The sequence below is a fragment of the Bacillus sp. FSL K6-1338 genome (assembly GCF_038006965.1).
In the GTDB taxonomy this organism is placed as follows: Bacteria; Bacillota; Bacilli; order Bacillales; family Bacillaceae_G; genus Bacillus_A; species Bacillus_A thuringiensis_S.
The window spans coordinates 4,485,817-4,505,450 of the sequence record NZ_JBBOWI010000001.1 but is presented as its reverse complement, the minus strand read 5'-3'; the positions used below and the strand labels follow the sequence as shown (position 1 = coordinate 4,505,450).

Here is a 19,634-nt window from a genome sequence, read left to right as displayed (position 1 = left end):
TTTATAGAGGTGAACGAAATGAAAGTAGTAGTTGGATCGAAGAATAAAACGAAAGTTGGTGCTGTGGAGAAGGTTTGGAAAGAGGCTACAATTACATCTCTCTCTGTTCCTTCAGGAGTAGCAAATCAGCCGTTTTCAGATGAAGAGACGATGCAAGGAGCGATTAATAGAGCGAAGCGAGCGCTAGAGGAAGGAGAAGCTCCAATTGGTATTGGGCTAGAAGGCGGTGTGATGAAAACGGAGCACGGTTTATTTATGTGTAACTGGGGCGCGCTAGCAACAAGTGATGGGAAAGTATTCGTGGCTGGAGGAGCGCGTATTACGTTACCAGACGATTTTTTAGCACCTCTTGAAGATGGCAAGGAGTTAAGTGAAGTGATGGAAGAGTTTGTACATAGAAAAGATATTCGTAGTCACGAAGGAGCGATTGGTATTTTTACAGATGATTATGTCGACCGCACGGAATTATTTGTACACGTTGTTAAGTTACTTGTTGGGCAATATAAGTATGACAAAAAGCAAGCATAAACCTTGCACCATGCGCGATGTATGGTAGTATAAAAGAAAGATTATAACATGAAAAATGCACTCGTTAGAGGAGGAAATATAGATGAAGTCATTAGAAAGCATGGAGCAATTCCAACAATTAAAAAATGAAGAGAATGTAGTCTTTATGTTCTCAGCAGAATGGTGCCCAGACTGCCGTTTTGTAGACCCATTTATGCCAGAAGTAGAAGAGAAATATAGTGATTTCTCATTTTACTATGTAGATCGTGATGAGTTTATTGATCTATGTGTAAAATTAGACGTATTTGGCATTCCGAGCTTTGTAGCGTACAATAAAGGTGAAGAAACTGGTCGCTATGTGAACAAAGATCGTAAAACACAAGAACAAATCGAAGAGTTCATTGAAGGTTTAAAATAAGGCAATTTGCCAATTGAATTGTAAAACAACCTCTACCTTCGCGGGGGAGGTTATTTTTTTGGAAGGGAGGAAAAAGAGATGAAGATGACAAGTAAAAAGATGAAAGACGAGTTAATGAAGAAATTATCTCGTCCAGAGTGGGACTTTCAGTATGATAGCGAGAAAGAGGTTCTACGTATAGAACAGAAAGACTCGAAAAAAGGTATTAACGTATCACTTCCAGGAGTTGTAGCAAAATGGGAAGTGAACAAAGAAAAGGCAATTGAAGAAGTTGCTTATTACGTACAAGAAGCGCTAATTGCGATGCATAAAGAAGAAAATAGCGGAGCAAAAATTTTACCTGTTATTCGTTCTACTTCTTTCCCGAAACAAGCAGAAGAAGGAAATCCGTTTATTATGACGGATCATACGGCGGAAACACGTATTTACTATGCGTTAGATTCGAATAAAACGTATCGACTAATTGATGAACGTCTGTTACAAAAATTAGAACTTACAGAACAGCAAGTGCGTGAAATGGCATTATTCAACGCACGCTCATTAGGTTATGAATTTAAACAAGACACAGTAGCGGGTAATACATTCTACTTTTTAAACACAAATGATGGGTATGACGCGACTCGTATTTTAAACGAATCGTTACTACAATCGATGCGTGAAAAGATTTCTGGTGACATGGTTGTTGCTGTTCCTCACCAAGATGTATTAATTATTGCTGATATCGTCAACGAAATCGGTTATGATATTATTGCACAAATGACAATGAAATTTTTTGCCGAAGGGCATGTTCCGATTACATCACTTTCATTCGTATATGAAGATGGAGAATTTGAACCAATCTTTATTTTAGCGAAAAATCGGAAGAAGACAGATGGAAAAGAGAAAGGATGAACGAAGTGAACGTTTTTTACAACCTTGAAGGAATTGGTGACACTTTAATTGTTGCCTTACAAGATATTACTTTAGAGAACCGTACTTTTGATCGCAAAGGAGATGTTGCACGCGTTTATGATCGTGAAAGCAACGTAACGGGAGGATTCAACATCTTTAATGCATCTTCTTATTTAGAAGTAACAGAAACAGGTAACCTTACATTAACGAAAGAGCTTGTTGAGAAAATCAACGAAATTTTAGCGAAGAACGGCTTTGAAGAAACAGTAGAAGCAGATCTTTCTCCGAAATTTGTTGTAGGTTATGTAGCTGAAAAAGAAAAGCATCCAAATGCTGATAAGTTAAACATCTGTAAAGTAGAAATCGGTACAGAAACATTACAAATCGTATGTGGCGCACCAAATGTTGATGCAGGACAAAAAGTTGTCGTTGCAAAAATCGGTGCTGTAATGCCAAGCGGTATGTTAATTAAGCCAGCTGAGCTTCGCGGTGTTCCTTCTTCTGGAATGATCTGCTCTGCACGTGAATTAGAGCTTCCAGACGCTCCACAAGAAAAAGGTATTCTTGTATTAGAAGATAGTTTTGAAGTTGGACAAGAATTTAAATTTTAATTGATATAAGAAAAGAGAGGTTGTCCTTTTGGGCAGCCTCTCTTTTTTGTCATTTTTGTTGGTAAGTCGAAATTTCGTGTTGAATCGTTAATATATTGAGGGTTGTGATAGATATACTCAAAAAATCGTAAATATGATAAAGGTGTCACCTTTTTTCTTAAAATCTATATTGTATTTTATAAACAAACTAGTTAAAATTTAGAAAAATAGAAGGGGATAGACGTATGAAACAACAACCAAAAATCGCAGAACTTCTAAAACGAATTGAAACTTCAAAACAGCAAGATGTTGAGCTAGGTACTTATGAAATATATGTGTTTAGTGAAAGTGAATTAGAAAAAGGACAAATCGGTTACCGATATGATAAACATAAAAATTCATTAATAAGTGAAGAAAACGGAAAGTGGCAAGAAGGATGGATTGCAATTGGATATGAAACGGATATGGGTGATCCAGTTTTCGTAAATATAGATGATAACGCTTATCCGGTTTATACTGCAGAGCGTGGTACAGAAACGTGGCATCCTGTTTATATTGGAAATATGGATGAGATTATAGGGCAATTATAAGAAAAACTTTGAATCCGGTGCAAAGTGATGGGAGAGAAGTATGAAGTATATAAAAATAATGAGCATGATTGCATTCATTGGAATATATATGGCTGGTTGTTCACAAGAGCAGCCGAAAAAAGAAACTACATCTTCTATACAAGAGAAAAGAAAAGATACCAAAGAAGATGCACCGGTAGAAAAGCAGCAAGAACAAGAAAAGAACGAAGAATCGCAAGCAATTAAAACGAATGAGCAAGTGGAGCATAAGCAGGAGGAAATGCCGACTGAAGAAAAGATAGAGGAAACTACACTGGTGCTGCCAACTGAGCAACCAGTGCAAAATAATGAACAAAAAGTAGAGAGTAATGAAAAACAAGAGAAGTTTCTCGTCGTTATTGATCCAGGGCATCAACAAAAAGCGAATTTAAATTTAGAGCCGATTGGGCCAGGGGCAACAACACAAAAATATAAAGTCACAGATGGTACAACTGGTGTTGTGACGAAAAAAAGAGAGGCCGTACTTGTATTAGAAATGGCTTTCGTATTAAAAGAAAAGTTAGAAGCGAAGGGAATGCAAGTATTAATGACGAGAACGTCACAAGACGTTGATATAAGTAATAAAGAACGGGCGACATTCGCAAACAATCATAAGGCAAATTTATTTTTACGTCTTCATGCAGATGGTTCTGAAAATCCAAACCAAAGTGGATTTGCTGTATTGACGCCAGCAGAAGACAGTCCGCATACGAAAGAGATTTATGCGGAAAGCCTTCAAATCTCTCAAATGATTGTAAATAAAATGAGGGAGAACCAGCAAGTGAAAGTAAATGGAATTAAATTCAGGGATGATCTTTCTGGATTTAATTGGTCCAAAGTACCTGGTGTACTATTAGAACTTGGGTTTATGTCAAATCTTGAAGAAGATAAAAAATTATCTGACCCGCAGTATGTAAATTCTTTATTGCAAAGTGTAACGGATAGTATAGATGCATATCGGAAGCGTAAAGCTTAAGCGCAGTCTTACATGAAAGGCTGCGTTTTTCCATATGAAACACTCGTAAATTAGAATATTGTGGATAAATATGACATGCTTAATTTTACCTGCACTTTTTGCCGAATGCTGATACAATAAAGGATGTTACTATTTAGTAGAAAGAGTGGTAAGCATGTTAGATTGGATGAAAAAGTTGTTTAACAAAGAGGAAGAACAAACAGCGTTGAATAAAGAAGTACAAAAGCAAATTGAAAGTCAGCCGAAAATTCCTCGTGTAAACCACTACACTGAAGCAAGAGAAGCACAAATGGCAAGTAGGAATGCAGGTAAATGCCGTTTTCCTTTAGTACCGGATAATGGGTTCGATGAAGAGGATGAAAGAGAAGTAGATCACTTCGAAGAACAACCTGTTCAAGGAGTAACATATGAAGAACCGACTGCTCAAAGAGGAATACAGGTGGAAAGAAGCAGACGACCGTATGTGGAAAAGGTAGTTTCTACATATGAAGAACCGGAAGTACAATATGAACCGGTGCGAGAGGCTGTCGTTAAAAAGGCATCTGCACCTTCGCAAGAGAGTAACCGTAGACCATTTCGTCCAACAGAAATGATTTCGCCAATTTATGGATATAATCGTCCTTCAGTAGAGAAAAAGGTTGAAAAGCAGGAGGAAGTAAAAGAAAGAGAAGATCTTGAAATATCTGTAGAGGGCAAAGCAGTTGTTGATGCATGGTTAGAGAAAAAAGGATATACATTATCAGATTTCTCAGAAGGGCAAGCAACGTCTTCTTCGCCTAGTCATGAATCGGTTGGTCAACAGGATAAAAAGCAAGAAAAATCAGTTGTTGATCAATGGCTAGAGAAAAACGGTTATGAAATCGAACGCCAAGAGCCTTTAGTAGAAGAAAAAGATGTAGTGGTGTTAAACGAAAACAATCTACAAGAAGAATTAGTGGCTTCTAAAGTAGAGCACGAGGATACAATATTATCAGAAGAAATTAAACGTAATACAGAAATAAAACAACCTACTATTGAAGTGGAAAAGCAAGCTCCAGAAGAATCAGTGATTGTCAAAGCAGAAGAAAAACTTGCAGAAACAATCATTGTGGAAATACCAGAAGAGCCAGAAGAAGTGGAAGTAATTACAGAAACAGAAGAGCCAGAAGAAGTGGAAGTAATTACAGAAACAGAAGAGCTAGAAGAAGTAGAAGTAATTACAGAAACAGAAGAGCTAGAAGAAGTAGAAGTGATTGCAGAATCAGAAGAAGTGGAAGTAATTGCAGAAGCAGAAGAGTCAGAAGAAGTAGAAGTAATCGCAGAAGCAGAAGAGTCAGAAGAAGTAGAAGTAATTACAGAAACAGAAGAGCTAGAAGAAGTAGAAGTGATTGCAGAATCAGAAGAAGTGGAAGTAATTGCAGAAGCAGAAGAGTCAGAAGAAGTAGAAGTAATCGCAGAAGCAGAAGAGTCAGAAGAAGTGGAAGTAATTACAGAAACAGAAGAGCCAGAAGAAGTGGAAGTAATCGCAGAAGCAGAAGAGTCAGAAGAAGTGGAAGTAATCGCAGAAGCAGAAGAGTCAGAAGAAGTGGAAGTAATTGCAGAAACAGAAGAGCCAGAAGAAGTAGAAGTAATCGCAGAAGCAGAAGAGTCAGAAGAAGTGGAAGTAATTGCAGAAACAGAAGAGCCAGAAGAAGTGGAAGTAATTGCGGAAACAGAAGAGCTAGAAGAAGTAGAAGTAATTGCAGAAACAGAAGCACAAGAAGAAGTGGAAGTAATTGCAGAAACAGAAGCACAAGAAGAAGTGGAAGTAATTGCAGAAACAGAAGAGCCAGAAGAAGTGGAAGTAATTGCAGAAGCAGAAGAGCTAGAAGAAGTAGAAGTAATTACAGAAACAGAAGAGCTAGAAGAAGTAGAAGTGATTGCAGAAATAAAAGCACCTGTAGTAGAGACATTTGTAGCACTTGAGGAAATTCAGCAAGAAGATGAAGCGATTGAACAAAAGAGTGAATTCATACATGTAGCTGAGGCTGATGAACAGACAAAGAACGACGTTCAAAGCTTTGCGAATGTTTTACTTGCAGAAACAGAAGAAAATAAACGAGTTGTAGAAGAAGCGCCAGTCGCAGAAGAACAACGAGTTGTAGAAGAAACACCAGTCGCAGAAGAACAACGAGTTGTAGAAGAAGCGCCAGTCGCAGAAGAACAACGAGTTGTAGAAGAAGCGCCGGTCGCAGAAGAACAACCAGTTGTAAAAAAAGAAGAACCAAAACGTGAGAAAAAGCGTCATGTACCATTTAATGTTGTTATGTTGAAACAAGATAGAACACGATTAATGGAAAGACATGCAGCTAGGGCAAATGCAATGCAGCATTCTGTTAATGTACGAGTAGAGAATAGACCAGTGCAACAAGTAGTAGCAGAACCACAAGTGGAAGAACAACCAGTGCAACAAGTAGTAGCAGAACCACAAGTGGAAGAACAACTAGTGCAACAAGTAGTAGCAGAACCACAAGTGGAAGAACAACCAATGCAGCAGGTGGTAGCAGAACCACAAGTGGAAGAACAACCAATGCAGCAGGTGGTAGTAGAATCACAAGTGGAAGAACAACCAATGCAGCAGGTGGTAGTAGAATCACAAGTAGAAGAGCAATCAGTGCAGCAAGTAGTAGCAGAGCCACAAATGGAAGAACGCCCAGTGCAGCAAGTAGTGGAAGAGCAAGTACAAAAGCCAATTTCAAGTACGGAAGTACAAGAGAAAGCATATGTTGTAAATCAAAGAGAGAACGATATGCGAAATGTATTGCACACACCACCGACATACACTGTTCCGCCATTAGCGCTGTTGTCGATTCCGCAGCAATCAGCGCTAGATAATACAGAATGGTTAGATGAGCAAAAAGAATTATTAGATACAACGTTTAATAATTTTCATGTTGGAGCACATGTTATTAATGTATCGCAAGGGCCAGCAGTAACTCGTTTTGAAGTGCAACCAGACCCAGGCGTGAAAGTAAATAAAATTACCAATTTAAGTGATGATATTAAGTTAAGTTTAGCTGCGAAAGATATTCGTATTGAAGCGCCGATTCCAGGGAAGAGTGCGATTGGAATTGAGGTTCCAAATAAAGAAAGTAAGCCAGTATTTCTTCGTGAAATTTTAAGAAGTCCTGTATTCACAAAGAGTGAATCACCGCTTACTGTTGCGCTTGGACTTGATATTTCAGGTGATCCAATTGTAACAGATATTCGAAAAATGCCGCACGGACTTATTGCGGGTGCAACGGGTTCAGGTAAAAGTGTGTGTATTAACGCGATTTTAACGAGTATTTTATATAAAGCGAAACCGCATGAAGTGAAGTTAATGTTAATTGATCCGAAGATGGTTGAGCTTGCACCATACAATTCTGTTCCACATCTTGTAGCACCTGTTATTACGGATGTAAAAGCAGCGACAGCGGCTTTAAAGTGGGCAGTCGAAGAGATGGAACGCCGTTATGAATTGTTTGCGCACGCTGGTGCTCGTGATTTAACTCGTTACAATACGATTGTAAGTGAGCGAGAAATTCCAGGAGAAACATTACCTTATATCGTTATTGTCATTGACGAGTTAGCCGACTTAATGATGGTAGCACCTGGTGATGTTGAGGAAGCGATTTGTCGTATTGCGCAAAAAGCACGTGCTTGTGGCATTCATTTATTAGTAGCGACGCAGCGTCCATCTGTAGATGTTATTACAGGTTTAATTAAGTCAAACATTCCAACGCGTATTGCGTTTACTGTATCATCTCAAGTTGATTCGCGTACGATTATTGATATTGGAGGCGCGGAGAAATTACTTGGCCGTGGTGATATGTTATTTTTAGGGAACGGTACATCTAAGCCAGTTCGTGTACAAGGTGTATATGTATCGGATGATGAGATCGAAAAGACAGTTGATCATGTGAGAAAGCAAATGAAGCCGAATTACTTATTTAAGCAAGAGGATTTATTAGCGAAAACAGAACAGGCTGAGTCGGAAGACGAATTGTTCTTTGAAGCATGTCAATTTGTTGTAGAACAAGGGGGAGCGTCCACATCTTCTGTACAGCGAAAATTCCGCATCGGTTATAATCGCGCGGCACGTCTCATTGAGGAGATGCAATCGCAAGGAATTATTTCTGAAGCAAGAGGGACGAAGCCAAGAGATGTCCTTATTTCTGAGGATGAATTCGCTGCTATGCAGGAAACGAATGTATAGTCCACGGTTTTGCTGTATACTAATAGAAAATGTTGGATAGTAAAGTAGGGAGTAAAGCGACATGAAAGAAATTGAATTAAAATTAAAAGGTGAAATAAATCGACTAACAAATAAAACATTTAAATTTGACGAACGAGTTGGAGAAGGGTGGTTCTCCGCCGTTTACTTTTTAAAAACTAGAGAAATTATTGAAGAATTTCGCCCGAAAAGTGTTGTAACGATGCAATTTTTCCAAAAAGAAAATGCAGTTCTTTGCGGAACAGATGAAGTAATTGCATTGCTACAAACATTCGCTAAAAATCCTGAGGAACTTGAAATTAACTCTTTAAAAGATGGCGATAAAATTAGTCCATTTGAAACAGTGTTAACAATTCATGGTCCTTATGAGAATTTCGGATTTTTAGAAGGTGTTATTGATGGGATTTTAGCTCGTCGTACATCGGTTGCAACAAACGTATATAATGTTGTCCAAGCTGCGCGTAGTGTAGATAAAGAAAAACCAGTTATTTTCATGGGAGATCGTGACGATCATTATACACAACAAGCTGGTGACGGTTATGCAGCATACATCGGAGGTATGAGCGCACAAGCGACGCATGCAATGAATGAATGGTGGGGCAGAAGTGGTATGGGAACAATGCCTCACGCATTAATTCAAATGTTTAATGGTGATGTTGTAGAAGCGGCAAAAGCATATCATAAGAAATTTCCAGAAGATGAATTAGTTGTACTAATTGATTACAATAATGATGTTATTACAGATGCACTTCGTGTAGCGCGTGAATTTGGATCAACATTAAAAGGTGTGCGTGTAGATACGTCTCGCACAATGATTGATCAATACTTTATTCGCCACCCAGAAGTACTTGGAACATTTGATCCACGTGGTGTAAATCCATCTCTTGTATTTGCACTTCGCAAGGCGCTTGATGAAGAAGGATTCCAGCATGTAGACATCGTTGTAACTGGTGGATTTGATGAAAAGCGTATTCGTGAATTTGAAGCTCAAAAGGTACCTGTTGACATATATGGGGTAGGGAGTAGCTTGTTAAAAATGAATATTGGCTTTACTGGTGATAATGTAGAATTAAATGGGAAACCAGAAGCAAAAGCTGGTCGTAAATATCGTCCAAACCCACGTTTAGAGCGTGTTCAATTAGAAAAAAGAGAAGATATGTAAAAGAGAGAAAAACTGATAGGTGATTGACCCTATCAGTTTTTCTGTTATCATAGTATAGCGGCTTCTTTTTTGCTATAATGGACTTGTTATGGACATATAAAGAAGTACGTACGAGTTTATCCTGATAAGTGAAGGGAAAGAATAACCTCACTACATCAAAAATGTATGATGATTACCAAAATAAGAAAAGATTCATATACTGTCTTATAGATAGGCCGTTGTATTAGTTCGAAATGTTGGAGGTTCTTTAAGATGACAGTTTACCATTTTGTAGGAATTAAAGGAACAGGAATGAGTTCATTAGCGCAAATTCTTCATGATATGAAGCATACTGTTCAAGGGTCTGATTATGAAAAGCGTTTCTTTACACAAACAGCGTTAGAAAAGCGTAGTATCTCGATCCTTCCTTTTGATAAGAATAATGTAGAAGAAGGACAAGTGATTATTGCAGGAAATGCATTTCCTGATACGCATGAAGAAATCGTAGCAGCAAAAGAATTAAACATCCCAGTACATCGTTACCATCACTTCTTAGGTGACCTTATGAGCCAATACACAAGTGTTGCTGTAACTGGTGCACACGGAAAGACATCAACAACAGGTTTGTTAGCCCATGTAATGCAAGGTGCACATCCTACATCTTACCTTATTGGAGATGGAACAGGGCATGGGGTAGAAAATAGTAAGTATTTTGTATTTGAAGCTTGTGAGTATCGTCGTCATTTCTTGTCTTACAATCCAGACTATGCAATTATGACGAATATTGATTTTGATCATCCAGATTATTTTGCAGACATCAATGATGTATTCAGTGCATTCCAAGAGATGGCATTGCAAGTGAAAAAAGGCATTATTGCATGTGGAGATGATGAAGAACTTCAAAAAATTCAAGCGAAAGTACCTGTTATTTTCTATGGATTTGGAGAAGATAATGATTTCCAAGCACGTAACATCCAAAAGAGAACAGATGGCACGATATTCGATGTATTCGTTCGTAATACGTACTATGACACGTTCAAAATTACAGGATACGGCAATCACAGCGTATTAAATGCGTTAGCAGTAATCGCACTTTGCCATTATGAAAACGTTGATGTAGAAGCAGTAAAACATCAATTAACAACTTTTGAAGGCGTAAAACGTCGCTTTAATGAAAAGCCGATGGGAGAGCAAGTTATTATCGATGACTACGCACACCATCCGACAGAAATTAATGCAACGATTGAAGCAGCTCGTCAAAAACATCCAGAGCGTGAAGTTGTCGCTGTATTCCAGCCGCATACATTCTCACGTACAGAAAAGTTCTTAGATGAGTTCGCTGAAAGCTTAAGCAAAGCTGATCAAGTATACTTATGTGATATTTTCGGATCAGCACGCGAAAACAAAGGTGAATTAACAATTGAAGATCTGCAAAAGCGTATTGATGGTGCAGAACTAATTACAGATACAACAACGGATGTATTAAAGAAACATAAAAACGGCGTTCTAATTTTCATGGGCGCAGGTGACATCCAAAAATTCGAAGCAGCTTACGTAAAAGAAGTTCAAGTTGCAGAGAAATAATAGAAAAGACGCATAGCTGTGGCTGTGCGTCTTTTTTTGTTGTGTTCAACTTTTATCCCGCATTAACGTGCAATAAGACCCCCACTGATTAAAGTTTCACTTTATTTATGTATTGACCTAGAGCTAACTCTAGGTTGTAAGATGAAAGTGTAAAAACAAGGGGGAGAGAACATGTATAAAATCGGCGAAGTAGCAGAATTAACAGGGATGAGCATTCACACTTTGCGCTACTATGAGAAATTAGGTTTATTACCACCACCAACGCGAAATAGCGGTATTCGTCAATATACAGAAGGCGATGTACGTTTATTAAAATTTTTATATTCATTAAAACAAACTGGGATGTCATTAGAAGAGATAGCTGAGTTTGCAAGTGATGGGTGCATTATAGAGGAAATTAGGCAGAAGAAAGAGGAAGTACCAGCGAAAGTAAAAAAGAGAATTTCCATTTTAACAACTCACTTGGAGCGATTAAAAGAACAGCAGGAACAATTGCAAAAAGTTGTTCAGCTAACGGAGGAGAAGTTAGAAATTTATTACGGTTTTCTAGAAGAAAAAGACTTGGAGGCCGGCAATGAAAAATAAAGTATATACGCAGTTATTAGGTTTTGCGATATTTACTGGTGGGACATTTAATGCTTCGAAATATGCGGTGCAGTATTTCGAAGCAATTCATATAGCAGCATGGCGTTTTGGGATTGCTGCATTTGTGATGTTATGTTTGTTAAAAATACGAAAAGATTTTGATTTGGAAGTATGGATGCAGAATAGGACCTATTATCTTTTGCTAGGTATTGTTGGTGTATTCGGCTTTAACTTCTTTTTCTTTTTAGGAATGAAATATACAGAAGCTGTTAATGGTGCACTTATTATGGCGACAAATCCTCTCGTTACGACGCTGTTAGCAAGTGTCATTTTACGAGAGAAAATTGTGAAGCGTCAAGCAATTGGAATGTTACTTGCACTAATTGGCGTTGTTTTTGTACTTACACAAGGTTCGTTTACAATACTACAACATTTATCATTTTCAAAAGGGGATTTTTATATTTTATTAGGGAATATTTGCTGGGCGTTATACGGCGTGCTAGGCAGAAGGTTTATTAAAACTGGTAATCCAATACAAACGACGACATATACGATGACTATTGGTGCACTTGCCTTTATTATCATATCTTCTACACAAAAAAGTATAGTACCAGTTTTAGAAATTCCTTGGTTGGCATGGGGAGCGATTCTCTTTATGGCAATTGGAATGAGTGTGCTTGGTTACTTATGGTGGAATAATGGAATTGCTCAAATTGGGGCAGCAAGGACATCTTTATTTTTTAATCTAGTGCCTGTTGTTACAATACTTATTTCTTTTATTGAAGGAGTCAATATAACATCTGCACAATCTGTAGGAATGATATTAGTTATTACGGGAATATTGTATTCTTCTGGTTTTATACAAAGAAAATCAAAAGAAAGTGTTAATATTTAACTTTTTATATCTAAAAATGTTAGAATAATAAGAAAAATAAAAAGGGGACTAAAAAACATGTTCACACTTCGAGTAGATGACGAAATTGAACTACAATTACTAGAAAAACATCATAAAGAAGAATTATATCAATTAATAGACCAAAACCGTAATCATTTACGAAAATGGCTTCCTTGGGTAGATGGGACAAAATCTGCTGATGCTTATGATGAGATTTTTCCGATGTGGTTAAAGAAATTTGCAGAGGGAGACGGTTTTGAAAGTGGTATACGTTACAAAGGAAAGCTTGTTGGGATGGTAGGTATTCATCCAGTGAGCTGGGGGAAGAGAGCGGCGAGTCTTGGGTATTACCTTGCAGAAGATGCTGGAGGAAAAGGCGTTATGACACGTAGCGTAAAGGCTGTGCTTCACTATGCATTTGAGAATTTAAAATTAAATAAAATGGAAATTAGATGCGGTGTTGAAAATGTGAAAAGCCGCGCTATTCCAGAGCGTTTAGGGTTTAAATTAGATGGTATTTTAAGAGATGAAGAATGGTTATATGATCATTTTCATGATATCGCTGTATATAGTTTATTAGCTTCAGAATGGAAAGATATTCGATGAACGAGAAGATTCGTATTATTCCGTATGAAAGTACGTTTCAAGAGGAAGTAGTAGATCTTATCGTTCATATTCAGCAAAAAGAGTATAATGTTCCCATTACGAAAGAAGAGCAACCTGATTTACTTGAAATAGAAACATTCTATCAAAAGGATCACGGAAACTTTTGGGTAGCACTTTATGATGGGAAAGTAGTTGGAACAGTAGCTTTATTAGATATTGAGAATCATCAAGTAGCGCTAAGAAAAATGTTCGTACAAAAAGAGTTTCGTGGAAAAGAATGTGGCGCGTCATATATGTTGCTTCAAACAGCAATTTCATGGGCTGAGGATAAAAAGTTGAAAGATATTTATTTAGGAACAACAGTAAAATTTTTAGCGGCACATCGCTTTTATGAAAAGAATGGTTTTCAAAGTGTGAGTATAGATGAGTTGCCGAAAAACTTTCCAGTGTTACAGGTAGATAAGAAATTTTATAGGTACATTGTGAAAAAGGTCATCTAGAAATGGCCTTTTTCTATGAACCAAAATGGAAATAGTGGTATAATTTGGATTAGGGGGTGTAGGTATGAACTTTCCAATTCAAAGAAGTAAGTCAGTAGTCATTTTCGTTTGTCTTACGTTAGCTTTTATGTGTATATATCCAATTGTCATGCTTTTCACTAATAAAGCGCATTGGATGTCAGCGTTGATTGGGATGGGTTTATGCTTCATTGTAAATGTACCACTCGTTTGGGAAGTATTTATTAAAAAACATAAAGTAGAAAATGGCGTATTAAAGTACGGTATTCTAAATGATGATGTTGTATTAAAAGATATAAGAGGTGTTCGTCAAGTTGGAAAGTATCTTGAAATTACGACGAATGCATATAAAGTACATATGGTTGCGATGCCGCAAGATATGAATGAATTTTTGGCGCTTATCGAGAAAGAAAATCCACATGTGAAAATAGAAATGGTAGGGAAGAAATAAAAAAACGCTCGGAGAAAATTCCGAGCGTTTTTATTATTATTTTAAGTTCTCTGGATTTAAAGCTTCTAATTCAGGTACAACGAAGCGTCCGTCTTTACGGATTAGTACGTCGTCGAAGTAAATTTCACCGCCGCCGTATTCAGGGCGTTGGATGCATACTAAGTCCCAATGGATGTTCGAGTTGTTACCGTTCCATGCATCGTCGTAAGCTTGTCCAGGAGTGAAGTGGAAGCTGCCATCGATTTTTTCATCGAATAGGATGTCTCCCATTGGATGTAAGATGTATGGGTTTACGCCGATTGCGAACTCACCAACGTAGCGTGCGCCTTCGTCTGTATCGAAGATTTTGTTAATGCGTTCTGAATCGTTTGCAGTTGCTTCAACGATTTGACCGTTCTCGAACTTAAGTTGTACATTTTCAAATGTATAACCGTTGTAAGGAGATGGTGTGTTGTAAGAAACTGTACCGTTAACAGAATCACGAACTGGTGCAGAGTATACTTCACCGTCTGGAATGTTTAAATGACCTGAGCATTTAATAGCTGGAATGTCTTTAATAGAGAATGTTAAGTCAGTTCCAGGACCAGTTAAACGAACTTTATCTGTTTTATTCATTAATGTAACAAGGCTATCCATCGCCTTATCCATTTTACCGTAGTCTAAGTTACAAACTTCGAAGTAGAAGTCTTCGAAAGCTTCTGTGCTCATTTTAGCAAGCTGTGCCATAGAAGCATTTGGGTAGCGAAGAACAACCCAACGTGTTTTTGGAACGCGAATATCTCTATGAACTTTTTTCCCAACTGTTTGGCCATGAACTTTCATGCGCTCACTTGGAACGTCAGCCTGTTCATTAATATTATCGCCAGAGCGAAGACCGATATAAGCGTCCATGTCTTTCATTACGCTTGCTTCATATGCAGCGATTTGTTCGAAATGTTCTTCAGTAGCACCCATTAATAAAGAGCGATCTACTTGATGATCTTTTAAAGAGACGAATGGGAAACCACCAGCTGCATATGCTTCTTTTACAAGTGCAGTTACAAGTTCTTTTTGTAAGCCAAAGTTTTCAATTAATACTTTTTCGCCTTTTTGTAAGCAAATAGAGTAGTTAATTAAATTGTATGCTAACTTTTCAATACGTGGATCTTTCATATGTAAAGCCTCCCTACTAATTATGTATCCTCTCCTATTGTAACCTACTTAGTGGAATTTGTTGAATGATTTATGTTACAGTTAACGAATAAGTATGAAAATTCTAATGATGAGATAGGGATTAGAATGAAACGGAAAATGATTGTATAATAGGGGAAAGTATGAAAAAGATAAAGGAAGTGATGAAATGCAAGTTCTTTTATATGTAAGTGCGGCTATTATCGCGGTTGCTTTCGCAGTATTAGTTGTGTATGTATGCAGAACGTTGTTATCGGTTCAGAAGACGTTAGAAAACGTTGCAAGCACGTTAGAAGGTTTAGAAAAACAAATGCAAGGAATTAGCGTAGAGACAGAGCAATTATTACATAAAACGAATGCGTTAGCTGATGATATTCAACAGAAGTCACAGTCTTTAAATAAAGTGGTAGCGGGTGTAGATGGGATTGGAACGACAATCCAATCTTTAAATACGAAGCTTCGTAATGTATCAGACTCTGTAACGGACGAAATTGAAAATAACGCTGATAAAGTAGCGCAAGTTGTACAGTGGAGCAGTGCGGCGATTGAAGTATACAATCATTACCGTGCGTCGAGACAAGAGAAGAAGGTTGAAAAAGAAGAGCGTAAATTAGAAAGAATTGAGAAAAACGCTGAAAAGAAAGAGAAGCGCTCTAGATTTCGTATGAGAGGTGAATCGTGATGAATATGACAAAGCTTGAAACAATTGAAGAGCTTGAAGTCTTAGTAGAAAAGAATGAGCCGTATGTTCTTTTTAAACATAGTACGACATGCCCGATTAGTCACGGTGCATACACAGAATTTCAAGCGTATTGCAGTGAAGAAAGAGAAGTGCCAGCGTATTACTTATACGTACAAGATGCGAGAGATGTGTCAAATCGTGTTGCAGAACAATACAGTATTAGACATGAATCACCGCAAGTGTTATACATAAAAGATGGGATGGTAGTATGGAATACATCTCATTGGAATATTAAAAAAGATGCTTTAGAAGAGAATATAAAGTAAAAAGAAGCAAGCTAAAGGTGCTTGCTTCTTTTTTTTTGTTTTTGTTGAAATATATTTAGTGGTACACTATTAATAGTTCAAACTAAATAACTAGATTGTTGAAAGTAGGTTTTAAGTAATGAAGAAAATGGCATTATCCTTCGCAGTCGTAAGTTTATTACTGGGAGCTTGTAGTAACAATAGTAATACGATTAGTAAGAAGGATGAAGTTATACAAAAAGATACAAAAGAAAAAAGTATGATTCCGAGAACTGCTGTTTCTAAAGATTATTATAGAACTGTTATTCCTTTAAAAGAACAAAAGGTTATTAATACAGCTAATATAAAAACAAATTCTAAATTAGATTTAGCAGAGTATGAAAATGGTTTAATAAATATTGCAACGCAGCAATTTGATACAGAGAGTCACGTACTGCAATTAAATCAGTATATTCCAGAGAAACTAGTTGATGAACTAGTTGCGAAAGTAGAAGCGCCAGTTTTGACGAATATTATAGAACAAGACTATTTTGGAAAACAGAATTCAAATGAATTAAGTTTATCTGGTGTTATGATTGGCTTAGCTATGTCTTCAAGTGTATCGAATGAAGAAGCTATGTCTAAAGGGTCTGAAGTTGCTAAACAACTTATTGAAGCTATTAACAAAAATGATAAATATAACAAATCTCCAATTACGTTTGCTATCTTTAAGCAAGAAAGTACAAGTTCTTTAAAAAATGGTACGTATATTGCTAGTGCTACTGTTCAAAAGAATGATATGAACCTTGGAAATTGGAGTACAATTGATGAAAAGTCGTATTCATATCCTTCTGATGAATTTACACAAGCACATGGAGAAGATAATACAAAAATAAATAACTTTGCTAAGGAAATAAAAGGTTTTTCTAATGGAGATTTTATTCCAGTCAATGCAAAAGTTTCTTATAAGAAAGATCAAATGGATACATTAAATATGAATATTGTTATTAAATATAACGGTAAAACAGAATTAATGGCTCTTACCCAATTGGCTGCTCAAGGTATGTTAGACAAATTGCCTAAAGATGCGAAAGTACAATTACAGATCAAGTCCGAGAGTAAAATTGAGGCCGTTATTATAAAAGAGAAAAGCAGTGATAAACCGTTTGTTTCCTTCTTGTAAAAAAGACAGTATGTAAACTGTCTTTTTTTATTTTAAATGAAAATATAAAAGGTTTTTTGATGGTAATTCATTGCTGTATATCGTGTGACAATCGTATATGTATCAACTATAATAAGTTATCTTAAAAAAGTAATATATAGGGATTTGAAAGAGATGGCTTTCTTATGGCATCACAACAATTAGGTCGTTTACGTTCTGAAATTGATCAACTTAATTTACAAATATTAGAGTTACTAAACGAAAGAGGTCGTCTCGTACAAGAAGTTGGTAATTTAAAAGAAGTATAAGGTGTGAAACGTTTTGATCCTGTACGTGAAAGTAATATACTGGATTTAATTGCAGAGAATAATAATGGTCCATTTGAAACTTCGACTTTATAACATATTTTCAAACAAATTTTTCAAGTTGGTTTAAAGTTACAAGAAGAGGATCATCGTAAAGCACTACTTGTTTCTTGTAAGAAAAAAACAGAAGATACGATTGTTGAAATTAATGGTGAAAAAATTGGTAACGGAAATTAGTATTTTATTATGGGACCGTGTGCAGTGGAAAGTTATGAACAAGTACGTCAAGTTGCTGAAGCAATGAAAGAGCAACGCGTAATACGCTTGATATTTCCGCTGTACCGATTTTAAAGAAAGAGACACATTTACCTGTCGTTTTTGATGTAACGCATTCTACAGAGAGACGTGACCTTCTCTTACTAACTGCAAAAGCAGCGATGGCAATTGGTGCAAACGCAATTATGGCTGAAGTACATCCAAATCCAGCTGTAGCTTTATCAGATGCGGCGCAGCAAATGAATATCCCGCAGTTCAATGATTTTATGAATGAATTAAAATCATTTGGAAGTAAATTATAAAAACTTTTAATGAACTGTTCCAAAAAGGCATTTTGGGACAGCTGTATAGCGACTGTCATTGTCGATTTTTGTTGGGAAGTTGGTATATTAAAAAAATCGCTGATATAATTAGAGTTGTGGTCGATATATTCGAAAAATCGCCGATATAAATTTCATTTACTATCGTACTGCTTAAAATAAGATTTCTACTTAGGAAATATCTATTTTTTTACAAAAAATGCCCTTTTTTCATAAAAAATACGAAAATACGAGAAAAGAAGCGAATTTTTTCGAAACTTTTGCGGGAAAATATTGTATGAGCCTGCGTTTATATCGTATCATTAGTAAAAGGAAGAACTCGGGACGATTGGTGGCATCTGCAAATAGAGTTGATGTCTTTTTTTCATTCAAGTAACCGATACATAAAAATAGATAACAAAAATAGAAGGAGTGTGCGATGAGATGAACGTAACAATCTATGATGTAGCGCGCGAAGCGAACGTTTCAATGGCTACCGTATCACGCGTTGTGAACGGTAACCCAAATGTAAAGCCTACAACAAGAAAGAAAGTATTAGAAGCAATTGATCGTTTAGGATACCGTCCAAATGCGGTAGCACGTGGACTAGCAAGTAAGAAGACAACTACGGTAGGTGTTATTATTCCTGATATCTCAAATACGTTTTATGCAGAACTTGCACGTGGAATTGAAGATATCGCAACAATGTACAAATATAACATCATTTTAAGTAACTCTGATCAAAACAAAGAGAAAGAGTTCCATCTATTAAATACGATGCTTGGAAAACAAGTGGACGGAATTGTTTTCATGGGTGAAGATATTACAGACATTCACATTGAAGAATTTAAAAAATCTCCAGTACCAATTGTATTAGCAGCGTCATTTGATGAGCAAAATGAAACGCCATCAGTAAATATTGATTATACACAAGCAGCTTACGATGCAATGAAGCACTTTATCGAGCAAGGACATAAGCGTATCGGTTTCGTCTCTGGTCCATTCATTGATAAAGCGGGAAGCGCGAAGAAGTTACAAGGTTATAAAAAAGCTTTAGAAGAAGAAGGTATTTCATATGATGAAAATCTTGTAATCGATGGAGATTACACATATGACTCAGGTATCGAAGCATTCGAAAAGCTTTGGAGCAATGATGAAAAGCCAACAGCAATCTTCGTGTCTTCTGATGAAATGGCACTAGGTGTAATCCATGCAGCACAAGATGCTGGATTAAACGTACCAACTGACGTAGAAGTACTTGGTTTCGATAATACACGCCTTGCATTAATGGTTCGTCCGCAGCTTTCAACAGTTGTACAACCGATGTATGATATCGGTGCAGTAGCAATGCGTCTATTAACAAAGTATATGAACAAAGAAAAAGTGGAAGATCACACTGTTATCTTACCTCACCGTATCCAATTTAGAGATTCAACGAAATAAGTATAAAAA

Annotated in this window: 19 protein-coding genes and 1 pseudogene; 19 read left to right on the top strand and 1 reads right to left on the bottom strand. The window is 36.8% G+C overall.

The window, feature by feature from the left end:
* The first annotated feature begins 18 nt into the window (after positions 1-18).
* From NZ044_RS23115 to NZ044_RS23050, 14 genes are all read left to right on the top strand, one after another.
* Positions 19-528, top strand: a complete 510-nt coding sequence (locus NZ044_RS23115; protein ID WP_016099039.1) for a DUF84 family protein — start codon at positions 19-21, stop codon at positions 526-528.
* Positions 529-610: 82 nt separating this feature from the next.
* Entirely contained in the window at positions 611-925 is a 315-nt protein-coding gene (locus tag NZ044_RS23110; protein ID WP_000838193.1) for a thioredoxin family protein, read from the top strand.
* Between the two features lie 78 nt (positions 926-1,003).
* Positions 1,004-1,816: a DUF1444 domain-containing protein gene (locus NZ044_RS23105; protein WP_000784606.1), complete on the top strand. Its 813-nt coding sequence runs from the start codon at positions 1,004-1,006 to the stop codon at positions 1,814-1,816.
* Positions 1,813-2,427: a YtpR family tRNA-binding protein gene (gene ytpR / locus NZ044_RS23100; protein WP_001006777.1), complete on the top strand. Its 615-nt coding sequence runs from the start codon at positions 1,813-1,815 to the stop codon at positions 2,425-2,427. Before NZ044_RS23105 ends, ytpR begins: the two co-directional genes overlap by 4 nt.
* Positions 2,428-2,651: 224 nt before the next feature.
* The gene (locus NZ044_RS23095; protein WP_000813351.1) at positions 2,652-2,996 is read left to right on the top strand and encodes a hypothetical protein; all 345 of its coding nucleotides are present in this window, start codon (positions 2,652-2,654) and stop codon (positions 2,994-2,996) included.
* A 40-nt stretch (positions 2,997-3,036) separates the two neighbouring features.
* The gene (locus NZ044_RS23090; protein WP_118961728.1) at positions 3,037-3,990 is read left to right on the top strand and encodes an N-acetylmuramoyl-L-alanine amidase; all 954 of its coding nucleotides are present in this window, start codon (positions 3,037-3,039) and stop codon (positions 3,988-3,990) included.
* 154 nt (positions 3,991-4,144) lie between these two features.
* Positions 4,145-8,206 carry a DNA translocase FtsK gene (locus tag NZ044_RS23085; protein WP_340950003.1) on the top strand — a complete coding sequence of 1,354 codons (4,062 nt, stop codon included), beginning with the start codon at positions 4,145-4,147 and terminating at the stop codon, positions 8,204-8,206.
* Positions 8,207-8,267: 61 nt separating this feature from the next.
* Complete coding sequence (locus tag NZ044_RS23080) at positions 8,268-9,386, top strand: nicotinate phosphoribosyltransferase (RefSeq protein WP_000658372.1); 1,119 nt, start codon at positions 8,268-8,270, stop codon at positions 9,384-9,386.
* Between the two features lie 252 nt (positions 9,387-9,638).
* Complete coding sequence (murC, locus tag NZ044_RS23075; RefSeq protein ID WP_000219469.1) at positions 9,639-10,949, top strand: UDP-N-acetylmuramate--L-alanine ligase; 1,311 nt, start codon at positions 9,639-9,641, stop codon at positions 10,947-10,949.
* A gap of 171 nt (positions 10,950-11,120) precedes the next feature.
* Positions 11,121-11,534: a MerR family transcriptional regulator gene (locus NZ044_RS23070; protein WP_000276608.1), complete on the top strand. Its 414-nt coding sequence runs from the start codon at positions 11,121-11,123 to the stop codon at positions 11,532-11,534.
* Complete coding sequence (locus NZ044_RS23065) at positions 11,524-12,429, top strand: DMT family transporter (protein ID WP_000792471.1); 906 nt, start codon at positions 11,524-11,526, stop codon at positions 12,427-12,429. The genes NZ044_RS23070 and NZ044_RS23065 overlap by 11 nt, the downstream gene beginning before the upstream one ends.
* Before the next feature lie 57 nt (positions 12,430-12,486).
* Positions 12,487-13,035: a GNAT family N-acetyltransferase gene (locus tag NZ044_RS23060; protein WP_000494654.1), complete on the top strand. Its 549-nt coding sequence runs from the start codon at positions 12,487-12,489 to the stop codon at positions 13,033-13,035.
* Positions 13,032-13,535, top strand: a complete 504-nt coding sequence (locus tag NZ044_RS23055; RefSeq protein ID WP_001003146.1) for a GNAT family N-acetyltransferase — start codon at positions 13,032-13,034, stop codon at positions 13,533-13,535. Before NZ044_RS23060 ends, NZ044_RS23055 begins: the two co-directional genes overlap by 4 nt.
* Positions 13,536-13,599: 64 nt before the next feature.
* Positions 13,600-14,004, top strand: coding sequence for a PH domain-containing protein (locus NZ044_RS23050; protein ID WP_098505945.1), 405 nt, complete (start codon positions 13,600-13,602; stop codon positions 14,002-14,004).
* Positions 14,005-14,040: 36 nt separating this feature from the next.
* Here the strand turns inward: NZ044_RS23050 and NZ044_RS23045 are convergent, their stop codons facing one another.
* Positions 14,041-15,156, bottom strand: a complete 1,116-nt coding sequence (locus tag NZ044_RS23045; RefSeq protein WP_000654720.1) for an aminopeptidase — start codon at positions 15,154-15,156, stop codon at positions 14,041-14,043.
* A gap of 187 nt (positions 15,157-15,343) precedes the next feature.
* Here NZ044_RS23045 and NZ044_RS23040 point away from each other — a divergent pair, with 187 nt between their 5' ends.
* The 5 genes and pseudogenes from NZ044_RS23040 (at position 15,344) to ccpA (ending at position 19,625) form a co-directional block, all read left to right on the top strand.
* Positions 15,344-15,856, top strand: coding sequence for a DUF948 domain-containing protein (locus tag NZ044_RS23040; RefSeq protein ID WP_001197721.1), 513 nt, complete (start codon positions 15,344-15,346; stop codon positions 15,854-15,856).
* Entirely contained in the window at positions 15,856-16,182 is a 327-nt protein-coding gene (gene ytxJ, locus NZ044_RS23035; protein ID WP_001057469.1) for a bacillithiol system redox-active protein YtxJ, read from the top strand. Before NZ044_RS23040 ends, ytxJ begins: the two co-directional genes overlap by 1 nt.
* Before the next feature lie 118 nt (positions 16,183-16,300).
* Positions 16,301-17,323 carry a CamS family sex pheromone protein gene (locus NZ044_RS23030; protein WP_098505942.1) on the top strand — a complete coding sequence of 341 codons (1,023 nt, stop codon included), beginning with the start codon at positions 16,301-16,303 and terminating at the stop codon, positions 17,321-17,323.
* Between the two features lie 164 nt (positions 17,324-17,487).
* A pseudogene (aroA, locus tag NZ044_RS30885) lies at positions 17,488-18,185 on the top strand (chorismate mutase).
* 441 nt (positions 18,186-18,626) lie between these two features.
* Positions 18,627-19,625 (top strand): catabolite control protein A, encoded by a 999-nt coding sequence (ccpA, locus tag NZ044_RS23015; RefSeq protein WP_001103303.1) that lies wholly within the window; start codon positions 18,627-18,629, stop codon positions 19,623-19,625.
* The last annotated feature ends 9 nt before the right edge of the window (positions 19,626-19,634 follow it).